Here is a 13889-nt window from a genome sequence, read left to right as displayed (position 1 = left end):
GGCGTTTCTCATGTGGCCGGCGGAGCGCGGTCCGTTCGGACGGGCGCGTTCGCCGTCGTCGACCCCGAGCGTTTACGTGACCGCGGACCGACCGGCCGGTATGATACCGTCGGACCCGCTCGTCGTGGGGGCCGTGGCCGTGATCGCCCTGCTCGTCCTGTTGGCCGTCGTCAGTCGCCTCCGCGGGCCGTCAGAGGAAGCGCGGGAGTCGAAGCGCGCCCACGACGCCGCACAAGAGCGCGAGCCGCCCGTCGAGATCGGCGAGACGTACGAGTTCGGCGTCACCGAACTCACCGACCACCACTCCGGCGAGGAGGTCGCCGTCGGCAAGGTCGAGGGGTTCGTCGTCTTCACCGAGGACATCCCGCGCGACCTCTCGACGGGCGACGTGATCCGCGCCAAGGTGCTCTCGTTCAACGAGGGGCGCACCTCGGCCGACGCGACGTTCGTGACGAAGGCGTAGCGAGGCCGCCTCGGGCCGAGGGGGATCGAGTTCGGGAGCCGAACGGGGCCTGCCAAGTCCACCTCCGCTCCGAACATGAGGTTCATACGTGATGGCGACGAAGGGATTTCGTAATGGCTCAGGCCGGGAATCAGGACCTCACGGAGCGGTTCATTCAGTTCTACCGCAACTACTACCGCGAGGAGATCGGCACCCTCGCGCAGCGATACCCCAACGAACAGCGCTCCCTGTACGTCGACTACGACGATCTGTTCCAGTTCGACCGCGACCTCGCGGAGGACTTCCGCACGAAGCCGGATCAGATGCGCGAGTACGCCGAGGAGGCGCTGCGGCTCTACGACCTCCCCGCCGACGTCAGCCTCGGCCGCGCGCACGTCCGCATCGAGAACCTCCCCGAGAGCATCGACATCCGCGGGATCCGCGTCCACGACGACCACATCGGGAAGCTCGTCTCGGTCAAGGGGATCGTCCGCAAGGCGACCGACGTCCGCCCAAAGGTGACCGAGGCCGCCTTCGAGTGCCAGCGCTGCGGCACGATGACGTACATCCCCCAGAGCGACGGCGGCTTCCAGGAGCCCCACGAGTGTCAGGGCTGCGAGCGGCAGGGCCCCTTCCGCGTTAACTTCGACCAGTCGGAGTTCATCGACTCCCAGAAGCTCCGCATTCAGGAGTCGCCCGAGGGGCTCCGCGGCGGGGAGACCCCCCAGTCGCTGGACGTCGACATCGTCGACGACATCACCGGGAAGGTGAGCCCCGGCGACCACGTCACCTGCGTCGGCGTCCTCCACATCGAGCAGGTCGAGCAGGGCAACGAGAAGTCCGCCATCTTCGATCTGTACATGGACGGCGTCTCCATCTCTATCGAGGACGAGGAGTTCGAGGACATGGACATCACCGAGGCGGACAAACGCGAGATCATCGAGCTCTCCAACCGCGACGACATCTACGAGGCGATGGTCGGCTCCATTGCCCCGGCCATCTACGGCTACGAGGAGGAGAAGCTCGCGATGATTCTCCAGCTGTTCTCCGGCGTCACCAAACACCTCCCCGACGGCTCGCGGATCCGCGGGGACCTGCATATGCTCCTGATCGGGGATCCGGGTACGGGAAAGTCTCAAATGATCAGTTATGTCGAGAATATTGCTCCAAGGTCAGTTTATACGTCTGGTAAAGGATCATCTGCTGCGGGGCTTTGCGTAGTTGGTGACACGAAGATTCACACGAGCGACGGGTTCGTCCCGATTCGGGAGATCGCCACAGACCGGCATCCCGATCCGGTCGAGATCGAAACGGCCGCAGAATCGACGCGCGATCTGTACACGTTCGACCGTGCCAACGGCTCGATCGAGCTCGCAGAGAGTTCTCACGTGTGGCGAATGCCCGAGAAGTCCTGTCGGCGGATCGAGACGGCACACGGAAAGGATCTCGAAGCGTCGGTCAATACGCCGGTTCTCGTCTGTGACGAGCACGGCATCGAGTGGCGCGAGATTTCGGAGGTCGGTGTTGGCGACCACGTCGCAGTTCCCCGATACACCGGGATCGACCGGTCATCGCCGTCAGTTCGTGAGTACGTCGAGTTCACGGGTGAAAAGCTGAAACCGACGGACGAGTCGATCGAACGCCTCCGCACTCGTCTCTGCGAGGAGTTCGGGACGCTTCGTAACGCGGCCGCCGAACTCGATCTCTCGGAGGACTTTATTTACGACACGCTCTCGAACCGTCACATTCCACGCGAAAAGCTCGATACGGTCCTCGATGCACTCGACGTCCATCTCGACGACATCGGCCTCGAACGGGCGATGCTTCGGCACGGAAGCGGTGTGACGATCCCCGAGAAGTTCGACGCGGATCTGATGTATTTGATCGGACTCGTCTTCGGTGACGGCGACGTGATGGTGTCGCGTCGAGGGGGCAACCGCGGTCACGTCCGGATCTCGAACTCGGACACGGACCTGCTGAAACAGGCCGCCGATATCATCGAGGCCAAATTCGGGAGGTCCGTCCAGGTCGAGTACCAGGACGAGCGTGTCCCCTGCATTCGTCTTCACAGCGCGACCGTCGCCCGCTTTTTCGCCAACGTTGGCGTCGAATCGCCGAGAGACGACATCCGTCTCGATCCCGGACTCACGACAGCGGAGCACGCTGACGCATTCCTCCGGGGCCTGTTCGATGCGGACGGGTCAGTTTGCGGACGTGACGACGGCGGATCGAGCGTCCAGTTCTCGACCGTCTGTGGCGAACTCGCGGAGCAAGTCCAACTGATGTTGGAGACGTACGGCGTCCGTTCGCGAACCCGTGAGCGTGACCGCCGCGGGACCTACACACGGGCGGACGGACACGAAATCGAATCGACTTCGATCCAAACGCACCTCGCCATTTATGGGAAGGAACTCGACGCGTTCGCCGATCAGATCGGATTCCGGTCGACTGCAAAATCACGGGCGCTAGGCAGCATCGTCCGCGACGTGCCTCGGCGTGGTGAACGGCTTCCGGTGGGGAGCGCACTCGCACGGGCAGACGGCGGGTCTACAGCATACCGCCAGAATATCGTAAAAGGGCAGAACCCAAGTCGTTCCCGGGCGAAAGCCATCGTGGATAGTCTCGATCTCGGCGCGATCGCCGGGGATGTCGAGGAGGTTGCCGACGCCGACCTCGTCTGGGACGAAGTCGTTGACGCCGAACACACCGGAAAAAAAGAGGTGTTCGACCTCACGGTCCCGGACACCCACAACTTCCTCGGAAACGGGATCGTGACGCACAATACGGCCGCGGCTGTGAGAGACGACTTCGGCGACGGCCAGCAGTGGTCGCTCGAAGCCGGTGCTCTTGTCCTCGCAGACAAGGGGATCGCCGCGGTCGACGAGCTGGACAAGATGGACTGCGTGACCGGCGACACGCTGGTCTCGCTCGCCGACGGGCGCGTGGAGCGAATCGACGAGCTGGCACGGGAGGCCGCGGAAGACGGCGAAATCGAGGAGCTCTCGAACGGCCGACGAATCCGCGACGTCGATCTGGACGTCTGGACGATGGACGAGGAGGGAGATCTGGTCGAGCGTCCCGTGTTCTCGGTCCACGAGTACGACGCGCCCTCGGAGCTGACCCGCGTGACGACAGAGACCGGCGAGTCGCTGACGGCGACGGCGGACCACCCGTTCTTCGTCCTCGACGACGGCGAGCGCGTCGAGCGCGAGGCGGCGGCGCTCGACGACGGCGACTGGGTGTACGTCCCCCGCGAGATTCCGACGAAAGCGACGGACGGCGCGGGAGCGGTGGCGGCTGCAGGCGATAGTATCGACGCCGGGTCCGTCGGTGACAGCGGAGGAGTCGACGCCGCGATGGCGAGCGTCCTCGGATACCTCTCCGGCGACGGGAACGTCTACTACGATCGGGAGGAGGGCGTCTACGGCGTCCGGTTCACCAACACCGACGAGGAACTGCTGGCCGACTTCGAGCGGGCGGCGCAGGAGGCGTTCGGTACAGAACCGACCCGTCCGCCGAGCGAGAAGCGTGACGACGGCACCGAGACGGTTCGAGTCACCGGGAAGGAACACGCCGACGCCGTCCTCGACGCGGGGATGAACCTCGGTCGATACGACGAGAAGTGCTTCCCGACCCCTGTTTCGACCGGAACCCGTGCGGCGAAGGCCGCGTTCGTCCGTGCGCTCGCCGACAGCGAGGGCCACGTCGACGAGTCCGCGGGTAACGTTCGGATAGCGTCGGCGAGCCGAGACCTGCTTCGAGGGGCGCGGACCCTCCTCTTACAGTTCGGCGTGTCGAGCCAGCTCCAGCGCCGCGAACGAAACGGGGGCCGAGACGTGTACTACCTCACGGTGACGGACGCGGACTCGCTCGCGGCGTTCCGCCGCGCTATCGGATTCACCGCCACCCGAAAGGCGGAGGCGCTCGACTGCGTCGTCGAGGCCGCCGACGGCGACCGCACGATTCTCGACGTGATTCCGGAGATAGACGGCCTACTCGCGGAGTGTCGCGAGTCGCTCCGGCTTCACCAGAGCGAGTGCGGGCTCGACGCGGTCACGTATCACGACTTCGAGAGCGGCGCCGCGAACGTGTCGCTCCATCGAGCGCAGCGGGTGCTGACCGCGTTCGAGGAGAGACTGGAGACGGCCGCCGAAGACAGAGACCGGCTCGGCGAGGATCCGACGTGGGAAACCATCTCCGAGCTTCGAGGCCGGTATCACGTCTCGCAGTCCGAACTGGCTGAGGGAACGGCGCTGTCACAACAGCGGATTTCCCGCGAGTGGGGCGAGAGCGACTCTGCTCGGCGAACGGTGGCCGACCGACTTCGGGGGATCCTCATCGAGATTACGAAGACCGACCTCGGCGACCTTCGCGAGTTCGTCCGCGGCGACGTGAAGTGGCGCCGCGTCGAGTCGGTTGAAACGGTGCCGCCGGAGTCGACCGAACACCGTCGCGAGGTGCTCCGACAGCGGCTTGCAGAGGTTCTCGGCGGTCCGGTCGAGGGCATCGAACGACGCGCGCGGAGTCTGCTTGAACGCGATTCAGTCGGGGAAACGAGAGAGGAGCTATCGGCGGCGCTCGAGGCGTACGGCGTCAGTCAGTCCGACGTGGCCTCGTCGCTCGACGTGGATCAAGCGACCGTGTCGCGGTGGCTGTCCGGGGCCGTCGAGACCGACAGGCTCGGCGATCTCCACGAAGCGATCGGAGCCGAAGTCGGCGCCGTCAAGGACGAACTGCGCTCGCTCCTGGCTCGGATCGAGGACGGGCGGAGCCCGAAGGTGTACGACCTGACCGTCGACGAGACGCACAACTTCGTCGCGAACGGCGTGGTCGTCCACAACTCCTCCGACCGCTCCGCGATGCACGAGGGGCTCGAACAGCAGAAGATCTCCGTCTCGAAGGCGGGGATCAACGCGACGCTGAAGGCGCGGTGTTCGCTCCTCGGCGCGGCGAACCCGAAGTACGGCCGGTTCGACCAGTACGAGCCGATCGGCGAGCAGATCGACCTCGAACCCGCGCTCATCTCGCGGTTCGACCTGATCTTCACGGTGACTGACAGCCCGGACCCCGAACACGACTCCCGGCTGGCGAAACACATCATCAAGACGAACTACGCCGGCGAGCTCAACACCCAGCGCGAGGAGCTGGCGAGCTCGGAGTTCACGTCGGAGCAGGTGGCGGAGGTGACCCAGGAGGTCGCCCCGGAGATCGACGCCGAGCTGCTTCGGAAGTACATCGCCCACGCGAAGCGCTCCTGTTACCCGACGATGACGGAGGAGGCGAAGGAGCTGATCGAGGAGTTCTACGTCGACCTGCGCTCGAAGGGCGCCGACGAGGACGCACCGGTGCCCGTCACCGCCCGGAAGCTGGAGGCGATGGTGCGGCTCGCGGAGGCGAGCGCGCGGCTCCGGCTCTCGGACACCGTCGAGCGCGAGGACGCCGACCGCGCGACCGACATCGTCGAGTCCTGTCTCAAGGACATCGGCGTCGACCCCGAGACGGGGCAGTTCGACGCCGACGTGGTGGAGACGGGCACCTCCAAGAGCCAGCGCGACCGCATCAAGAACATCAAGGGACTGATCGCGGACATCGAGGAGGAGTACCAAGAGGGCGCGCCCATCGAAGAGGTGCTCGACCGCGCCGGCGAGATCGGGATGGACCCCGGGAAAGCCGAACAGGAGATCGAGAAGCTCCGGACGAAGGGCGAGGTGTACGAACCGAAGCAGGGGCACCTCCGGACGACGTAGATGGACCGCATCTCAGCGATACGGAACGTCGAGGACGCCCTGCGCGCGTTCGAGAACGGCGAGGCCGACCTCGCCGACACGGAGCGGCGGGTGGCGGCGGTGCTCCGGACCTACGCCACGGAGTTCGACGGCGACGACGACGTGTTCCGCGCGGTCGGCGAGGATCCGGTCGACGGGCGGGTCGTCGTGGCGCCGTCGGCGCCGGCGGCGCGCGAGCGCGTGCTCGCGCTCTCCGGGATCGACGCGGACGACGCGAGCGGCGCGAGAGAAACCGAACGTCAGAGAGATCTGACAGACCTCGAAAACGACGCAGTCCCCGAGTTCGAGGTCGAACGGGTAGGCGATTCGAAGTAGTTCGGAACCGATAAGTTCCGCCCTCGATCAGCCGCGTCCGTGCTGCTGATCGTGACGTATTCGGAGGCGGCCCGCACCGGCCTCCGGAACCTGTGTCGACGCCACGAGGAGCCGGTCGTCCGGCGGTTCGGACGGGCGGCGCTGCTCGACGCGACGAAGTACGCCGCGTTCCTCGCCGTGCGGCTCCGCGAGTCGCACGGCGGTGCCGTCCAGATCGAGCGGACGGAGCCGTTCAACGAGTTCGTCGCGCTGGACGAGTCGGTCCGCGAGGCCGCGAGCGCGTACGCGAACCGGGACACGGCGGCGACGCCGTACGCCGCCTTCGCCGCCGGGACGGAGCACCCGGACCCGGAGCGGCTGAAGGGCGAGGAGCTGTGACCGGCGGGTCGGATCCGGCGCGGCCGGCAGATCCGAGTGATTCCTCGGTCCCCGTGCCAGCGACGGTCCTCGGACGAGTGCCGACCGGGACCAGCCTCCGGCAGGAGCTCGCGGCGGCGGCCCGGTCGCGGGGACACGGGTCGTCGGTGAGCGACGAGCTCGGTCGGCTCCGCGACGAGATCGCGGCGATCGAGGTCGAGTCGGTCGACCTCGCCGCGGCCCGGCGGCGGGTCGCGGAAGCAAGCGGCGAGGAGGAGCACTTAAAAGAGCGCGTCGCGGCGCTCCGCGGCGACGTCCGGGCGCGGCGGGCCGTCGAGGCGGAGACGGACGAGACGCTCGACGACCTCGAGTCCGCCGCGGCGGAGCTCTCGAACGCGCAGACGGAACGGATCGCGGCGGAGCAGGCGCTCGAACGGGCGCGCGAGCGGGCCGCCGCCGCCCGCGACGAGCGCGAGCGACGGCTCGAACTCGAAGACCGACTGCGGAACCGGCGGCGAGAGGCGCGCCGCGAGCTCGCGGCCGACGTGTACCCGGCGTTCCGCGACGCGCTCGGTGCCGTCCCCGACGGCGACCCGTCAAGTGCCGGGTCGGGGCCGTCGGAGTACGACGGGCCGCGGCTCGCCGCGTCGCTTGCGGCGGTTCGGATCGCCGACCTCGACGCGCCGGTCACGCTCGGCCGCGAGGCCGCGCGCTGGCTCGCCGAGCGAGGGTCGAGACCGCCGGAGGCGGTGCTCGACGTACCGATCGCTCGTCCGGACGCCGCACCGGACCCGTGATCGGCGTCGGTGTCGGGTCGATAGTTAAATACGATTCCGCGACAGCCGACGTATGGACCTCTCGTGGACCGTCGACCGAGCGGGCGACGTGTCGTTGGTGCGCTGTCGGCTACGCAACGGCGACGCCGGCCCGCGCCGCGTGCGGATCGAGAGCCGGTTCGACGCGCCCGTGTTGCCGCCACGGCGGGCCGGCGTGCCGGTGGACGGCTGGGACGCCGACGGCGTGACGCTGCGGATCGGTCCGGAGGAGCGACACGGGTTCGGCTTCGCCGTGCCGACCCGGCCCGTCGAGCCGCCGGTGGAGATCGCCGAGATCGACCCCGTCGGCCCGGACGAACCTGCCGGCGGAGTCGTCGGTTCGAGCGACGACTCCGCCGGCGGGTCGGCGGTGGCGACCGCACTCCGCGACCTCGGTGACCATCGGCCGCCGCGCGCGGCGGTCGACGGGGAACGGGTGACCGGCGAGGACAACGAGGACTGCGATGCCGACGAGCCGGAGAGCGCGGGCCCCGATGCGGTCGACGACTGGTTCGCCGCGGTCGAGGCGCGGGTCGATCGGGCGGAGCAGCTGACCGACGCAGACGTGGCGACGGCGACGGACGCGGTCGCAGACGCCGGCGGCGTCGACGCGCTCGCCGACCTCGACGAGCGCGTGGCGGCGGACGCGGAGCGGCTCCGGGCGGTGAGCGAGCGCGCCGCGGCGCTGGCGGAGCGCGCCGCGGCGACGGACGCGCCGATCGAGGCGCTGGAGCGGCTCGCGTGATCCTCGCCGTCGCCGGCGGCAAGGGCGGCGTCGGGAAGACCACGCTCGCGTACAACGTCGCCGCCGCGCTCGACGCGGTCGCGGTCGACGCGGACCTCGGCATGGCCGACCTCCCCGGTGGAGGCGGTCCGGACCTCCACGACGTGCTCGCGGGGCGCGCCGATCCGACCGAGATCGTTCGGGCCGGGCCGGTGGACGTCGCCCCCTGCGGTCGGACGCTCGCCGGCGCCCGCGCCTGCGACCTCTCGGCCCTCGGAGACGCGATCGCAGCGATCGAGCGGGAGCGCGGGGTCGTCGTCCTCGACTGTCCGGCCGGCCGACGGGCGGACGCCGGCGTCCCGCTCGCGGTCGCGGACGCGTGCCTGCTGGTCGTCTCCCCGCGGGCGTTCGCGCTGGCCGACGCGATCCGGACGCGGGAGCTGGCCCGCGAGCTCGACGCCGGCCTCGTCGGCTGCGCCGTCAACCGGGTGACCGAAGAGCCGCCGACCGAGGCCGTCGCCGACGCGCTGGGCGCGCCCGCGGCGGTGATCCCCGCGGACCCGCGAGTCGGTCGCTCCGTCGCCGCGGAGCGCCCGGTCGTCGACGCCGCGCCGGACAGCGACGCGGCGGGGGCGATTCGGAACCTGGCCGAGCGGGTCCCCCGCTGACGGGTACTGGGCGCGGGACATCGGGTCGTTTTATTCGGTCCGGAACGGAGGGAGAGCCATGCTCACGGTCGCGTTCCTCGTCGGCGTCGCCGTCGTCGGCTTCCTCGCGGTCGAGGTCGGACCGCTGTACGCCGCCGACCGCTTCCGCGACCTGCGGGAACCGACGGACGCGGAGCGGAGGCGGCTCACGTCGCTCCGCGAGACCGCCGGCCTCGGCGTGGAGCGGGTCGCGATCGAGACCGACGGGGCGACGAGCGATGAGGGGACGAGAGACGGGGGGGCGAGCGAGGAAACGACCGCCGACGAAGACGGGTCGGACATCGGACGGGTCGAAGTCGCCGTGCGCGGCCCGCCGGGCAGGCGGGTCCTGTTCGTCACAGAGAGCGTGCTCGGCGGCCTCGACGAGGACGTCGCGACCGGGCTCCTCGCGGCCGAGGCGGGGCGCGTCGAGACGTACTACGGCGAGTTCCGCGCGATCGCGATCGCGGCGGTGCTCGCGATCCTGGCGGCGATCGTGACGGTAGCGGTGCCGTTTCAGGCCGGCTTCGCATCGCTCGTCGCCGTCGGAGTCGCCGCGTTCTGGGTCGGACGACGTGTGCAGTACGCGGCCGACGCCCGCGCCGCGGACGCGGTCGGCGCGGAGCGCGTCGCCGACGCCTTCGAGCGCGTCGCCGCCGTTCGGGGCGTCGAGCCAGAGACGGGCGACTGGTCGACGTGGTTCGAGGTGCAGCCGCCGCTCGGCGATCGGATCGCGGCGCTCCGGGAGCGGGCGGAAGACGAGAACTGACGGGAGCGAGAGGCTCGGGGGCGCTACTCGTTGACGGGAGAGAGAGAGAGGCTCGGGGGCGCTACTCGTCGACGCGAGCGACGACCGCGTCGCGGTCGACCCGCACGTCGTACTCGTCGACGGAAAAGGAGAGGGCGATCTCGCCGTCGGGACGGTGCTCGACGAGCGCGTCGAGCGCGTCGGGGTCGACGTGATCGTACAGGACGATGCCGGTCTCGGCGGCGAGCGCATCGGTGGCGACGCCGGCGAGGTCCGCGAGCGCCTCGACGACCGCGCGGCTCGGGGATCGGTCGGTACGGCCGTGGGCGACGCGGACCGGTCCGGAAATCGAGCCGGCGTTGGAAGCGCTTGTCGGGACACTGCTCATACCGGTCCGAACTCCGCTCCGGTATATAAGCTCTCGGCGCCGGTAATCAAACCAGATAATGCGGATCAGTCGGTGGGGGCGGATCGGCCCCGACCGGAGCGAAACGGTTAACGGGACTCACGCGTCACGGGATCGCATGGCACTCGAACGCGCCACGGCGGGTATCGCTCGGAGAGCCGACGGCGACGCGTTCGAGCGCTTTTTTAAGTAACCGGCGCGCGGCGGACCCGCCCCGCGGTCGGGCGGCGAAACCGCGCGGTTCGGCGGCGACGGGATGGTGCGGGAGGAGGTCGACCGCCCCGCGCCGTCCCGCGAGAGCGACGTGCCGGAACCGTTACCAACCAGCCACACGCGTATGGATACAACTCGAATGCGACTCCCGGAACGACAGCTCGCGGTCCTCGAGGCCGCGAGCGCGACGGACGAACGGACGATAGACGAGATCGCGACGGAGACGGGCTTAAAGCCCGAGACGGTCGTCGGCGCCGCCTTCGACCTCCGCGACGAGGGCCTCTGCTCCGTCGCCGAGCGCACCGCGGAGACGGCCGATCTCACCGACGAGGGACGGCGCTACGTCGACGACGGGCTCCCCGAGACGCGGCTCTACCGGGCCGGGCTCGCGCTCGGCGCCGACGAGTCCGCGGTCTCGATGGGACGGGTCATCGGCGAGGCCGACCTTGACGGCCCCGAGGTCGACATCGCCCTCTCGAACTTCGCGCGGAAGGGGTTCGGCGCGATCGATTCGGGCGAGCTGACGGTCGACGCTGACGCCGACCCCGACGCCGACTCCGAGGCGGCCGCGCTCGCGGCGCTCGCCGGGGGAGACGACCCCGCGGTCGAGGACGCGGTCCTCGACCAGCTGGACTCCCGCGGGCTCGTCGACCGCGGCGAGTCGGTCACGCGGTCGGTGACGCTGACCGACGACGGCGTCGACGCCCTGATGACGGGCGTGGAGGCGACCGAGACCGTCTCGGAGCTCACCCCGGAGCTGCTCGCCAGCGGCGAGTGGCGCGACGTGGAGTTCGCCGAGTACAACGTCGAGGCCGACGCGCCCGGCGTCTCCGGCGGCCGGAAACACGTGCTCCGGCGGACCGCCGACCGCGTGAAGGACGTCCTGGTCGGCATGGGATTCCAGGAGATGGAGGGCCCCCACGCCGACAGCGACTTCTGGATCAACGACTGCCTGTTCATGCCGCAGGACCACCCGGCGCGGACCCACTGGGACCGGTTCGCGCTGGACGTCGACCCGATGGAGTCGATTCCGGAGGAGCTGATCCGGCGGGTCGAGTCGGCCCACCGGGACGGGTGGGGGGAGGACGGCGACGGCTACCACTCGCCGTGGTCCGAGGAGTTCGCCCGCGAGGTCGCGCTGCGGGGCCACACCACGTCGCTGTCGATGCGGTACCTCTCGGGGATCGCCGGCGCAGAGCTGGAGCCGCCCCAGCGCTACTTCTCCGTCGAGAAGGTGTACCGCAACGACACGCTCGACCCGACGCACCTCCTTGAGTTCTTCCAGATCGAGGGGTGGGTGATGGCCGAGGACCTCTCGGTGCGCGACCTGATGGGCACCTTCGAAGAGTTCTACCGGCAGTTCGGGATCACCGACATCCGGTTCAAGCCACACTACAACCCGTACACGGAGCCCTCCTTCGAGCTGTTCGGGGAACACCCGGAGACGGGCGAGGAGATCGAGATCGGCAACTCCGGCGTCTTCCGCGAGGAGGTCACCGGGCCGCTCGGCGTCGACTGCGACGTGATGGCGTGGGGGCTCGCCCTCGAACGGCTCGCGATGCTGACGACGGGCGCGGAGGACATCCGCGACCTCCACGGGACCTTGGCTGACATCGAGTTCCTGCGCGACGCGGAGGTGAGCTACTGATGCCCGTCGTCGACATCGACACCGACGAGCTGCGCGGGCTCACCGGCCGCACCGACACCACCGACGAGGAGTTCAAGCAGGACCTGTTCGGGCTCGGCTTAGAGTTCGAGGGCGAGACCGACGACGGGCTCCTCCAGTTCGAGTTCGCGCCCGACCGGCTCGACCGGCTCTCGGTCGAGGGCGTCGCGCGCTCGCTGCGCTACCACTACGGCGACGACCGCGGCGTCTACGTCCCCGAGACGAACGACCCCGAGTGGACCATCGAGGTCGATGAGTCGGTCCCCGACGAGCGCCCGTACGTCACGGGCGCCGTGATCCGCGGCGTCGACCTCGACGAGGGCGCGCTCGAGTCGCTGATCCAGCTGCAGGAGAAGCTGCACGCGACGATGGGTCGCGGCCGCGCGAAGGGCGCGATCGGGATCCACGACCTCGCGATGCTCAAGGGCGCCCCGCTGCAGGAGGGGTCGGAGCCGTCGATCACCTACCGCGGCGTCGAGCCCGACGGCGACACGTTCGTCCCGCTGGACGCGAACGACGAGCTGACGCCGAGCGAGGTGCTCGACGAGCACGACACGGGCCGGACGTACGCCGACCTCGTCGAGGACTTCGACCGCTACCCCGCCATCTACGACGAGCTCGGGCTCTTCTCGTTCCCGCCCGTCATCAACGGGAAGCGGACCGAGGTGACGACGGGCTCCCGCGAGCTGTTCGTCGAGCTCACCGGCACCGACCAGTGGACGATCGACCGGATGTGCACCATCGTCTGCTACGCGCTCTCCGCCCGCGGCGCGACGATCGAGGAGGTCGAGGTGAACTACGCCGACGGCGCGGCCGCCCCCGACGAGTACGGCGCGGAGCTGGTCCGGCCGAACCTCGACGTCGACGAGAAGTCGGTGGGCCACGACCGCATCGAGACGCTGCTCGGCGTCGACTTCGAGCCCGAGGCGGTCGTCGACTGCTTCGAGCGCGCCGGGCTCGACGCCGACTACACCCTCGACGAGGACGTGACCTACGAGGTGGAAATCCCGCCGTACCGCGTCGACGTGCTCCACCCGCTCGACCTCGTCGACGACGTGGGGCGCGCGTACGGCTTCGACGAGTTGGAGCCGCGCTACCCCGACGTGGGGACCGTCGGCGGGCGCCACGAGCGCTCCCGGCTGGAGGACGCGGTCCGGACGAGCCTCGTCGGACTCGGCTTCGAGGACCTGCTCAACTTCCACATGACGAGCGGGACCGAGAACTACGACCGGATGAACCTGGAGGCGGGAAGCGACGCCTTCGGCGGCGGCGAGCCCGTCGAGATCACGGAGCCGTACAGCGAGGAGTACACCCAGCTCCGCACGTGGGCGCTCCCCTCGCTCGTCATGCTGTTGGAGCGGAACACCCACAACGCCTACCCGCAGGACGTCGCGGAGGTCGGCTTCGTCGCCGAGCGCGACGAGTCGGAGAACACAAGCGTCGCCGAGCGCCGCCGCGTCGCCGGCGCGGTCGCCCGTCGCGACGCCTCCTACGAGGCCGCGAAGGGGCGCCTGCAGGCGGTGTGCGACGACTTCGGAGCGGAACTCGCGACGCCCCGCACCGAGCACCCGTCGTTCATCGACGGACGGACCGCCGCGGTCGAGATCGACGGCGAGACCGTCGGCGTGATCGGCGAGGTCCATCCCGCGGTCCTCGTCGAGCACGACCTCGAAGTGCCGGTCGCGGCCTTCGAGTTCGACCTCGACGCGCTGCGCTAGCCGGAGCGACCGC

The 13889-nt window shown here is 69.3% G+C and carries 11 protein-coding genes; 10 read left to right on the top strand and 1 reads right to left on the bottom strand.

Translation table 11 applies throughout. The annotated features are described in order from the left end of the window. The first annotated feature begins 100 nt into the window (after positions 1-100). From B4V06_RS05000 to B4V06_RS04965, 8 genes are all read left to right on the top strand, one after another. Positions 101-463, top strand: coding sequence for a hypothetical protein (locus B4V06_RS05000; RefSeq protein WP_498167954.1), 363 nt, complete (start codon positions 101-103; stop codon positions 461-463). Positions 464-576: 113 nt separating this feature from the next. Continuing rightward, positions 577-6189 carry an LAGLIDADG family homing endonuclease gene (locus tag B4V06_RS04995; RefSeq protein WP_498167952.1) on the top strand — a complete coding sequence of 1871 codons (5613 nt, stop codon included), beginning with the start codon at positions 577-579 and terminating at the stop codon, positions 6187-6189. Continuing rightward, positions 6190-6543 (top strand): DUF7854 family protein, encoded by a 354-nt coding sequence (locus B4V06_RS04990; protein ID WP_498167949.1) that lies wholly within the window; start codon positions 6190-6192, stop codon positions 6541-6543. A gap of 39 nt (positions 6544-6582) precedes the next feature. Beyond that, positions 6583-6921, top strand: coding sequence for a DUF7855 family protein (locus B4V06_RS04985; protein ID WP_498167946.1), 339 nt, complete (start codon positions 6583-6585; stop codon positions 6919-6921). Continuing rightward, positions 6918-7697, top strand: coding sequence for a DUF7856 family protein (locus B4V06_RS04980; protein WP_498167943.1), 780 nt, complete (start codon positions 6918-6920; stop codon positions 7695-7697). Before B4V06_RS04985 ends, B4V06_RS04980 begins: the two co-directional genes overlap by 4 nt. Positions 7698-7749: 52 nt before the next feature. Then, a complete protein-coding gene (locus tag B4V06_RS04975) occupies positions 7750-8460 on the top strand; it encodes a DUF7857 domain-containing protein (protein WP_498167940.1) in 711 nt (236 codons plus the stop codon). After that, the gene (locus B4V06_RS04970; RefSeq protein WP_498167937.1) at positions 8457-9107 is read left to right on the top strand and encodes a MinD/ParA family ATP-binding protein; all 651 of its coding nucleotides are present in this window, start codon (positions 8457-8459) and stop codon (positions 9105-9107) included. Before B4V06_RS04975 ends, B4V06_RS04970 begins: the two co-directional genes overlap by 4 nt. Before the next feature lie 58 nt (positions 9108-9165). After that, the gene (locus B4V06_RS04965) at positions 9166-9894 is read left to right on the top strand and encodes a peptidase (protein WP_498167934.1); all 729 of its coding nucleotides are present in this window, start codon (positions 9166-9168) and stop codon (positions 9892-9894) included. A 61-nt stretch (positions 9895-9955) separates the two neighbouring features. On the opposite strand, the gene B4V06_RS04960 is transcribed toward B4V06_RS04965, so the two are convergent. Beyond that, positions 9956-10261: a HalOD1 output domain-containing protein gene (locus B4V06_RS04960; protein ID WP_123113335.1), complete on the bottom strand. Its 306-nt coding sequence runs from the start codon at positions 10259-10261 to the stop codon at positions 9956-9958. Between the two features lie 370 nt (positions 10262-10631). Here B4V06_RS04960 and pheS point away from each other — a divergent pair, with 370 nt between their 5' ends. Together pheS and pheT are read left to right on the top strand one after the other, a co-directional pair. Continuing rightward, entirely contained in the window at positions 10632-12140 is a 1509-nt protein-coding gene (pheS, locus tag B4V06_RS04955; protein ID WP_123113336.1) for a phenylalanine--tRNA ligase subunit alpha, read from the top strand. Continuing rightward, the gene (pheT, locus tag B4V06_RS04950; protein WP_498167931.1) at positions 12140-13876 is read left to right on the top strand and encodes a phenylalanine--tRNA ligase subunit beta; all 1737 of its coding nucleotides are present in this window, start codon (positions 12140-12142) and stop codon (positions 13874-13876) included. The genes pheS and pheT overlap by 1 nt, the downstream gene beginning before the upstream one ends. Positions 13877-13889: the final 13 nt, after the last annotated feature.

It is taken from the genome of Halorubrum sp. B53, assembly GCF_059752395.1.
The sequence above is the reverse complement of the archived record's forward strand: the minus strand, read 5'-3'. Positions and strand labels throughout refer to the sequence as shown.

What these genes read in the sequence shown, in the direction of transcription:
- B4V06_RS05000 (WP_498167954.1), top strand. Translation starts at nt 101, where the DNA reads ATGATACCGTCGGACCCGCTCGTCGTGGGGGCCGTGGCCGTGATCGCC.
- B4V06_RS04995 (WP_498167952.1), top strand. Translation starts at nt 577, where the DNA reads ATGGCTCAGGCCGGGAATCAGGACCTCACGGAGCGGTTCATTCAGTTC.
- B4V06_RS04990 (WP_498167949.1), top strand. Translation starts at nt 6,190, where the DNA reads ATGGACCGCATCTCAGCGATACGGAACGTCGAGGACGCCCTGCGCGCG.
- B4V06_RS04975 (WP_498167940.1), top strand. Translation starts at nt 7,750, where the DNA reads ATGGACCTCTCGTGGACCGTCGACCGAGCGGGCGACGTGTCGTTGGTG.
- B4V06_RS04965 (WP_498167934.1), top strand. Translation starts at nt 9,166, where the DNA reads ATGCTCACGGTCGCGTTCCTCGTCGGCGTCGCCGTCGTCGGCTTCCTC.
- B4V06_RS04960 (WP_123113335.1), bottom strand. Translation starts at nt 10,261, where the DNA reads ATGAGCAGTGTCCCGACAAGCGCTTCCAACGCCGGCTCGATTTCCGGA.
- pheS (WP_123113336.1), top strand. Translation starts at nt 10,632, where the DNA reads ATGCGACTCCCGGAACGACAGCTCGCGGTCCTCGAGGCCGCGAGCGCG.
- pheT (WP_498167931.1), top strand. Translation starts at nt 12,140, where the DNA reads ATGCCCGTCGTCGACATCGACACCGACGAGCTGCGCGGGCTCACCGGC.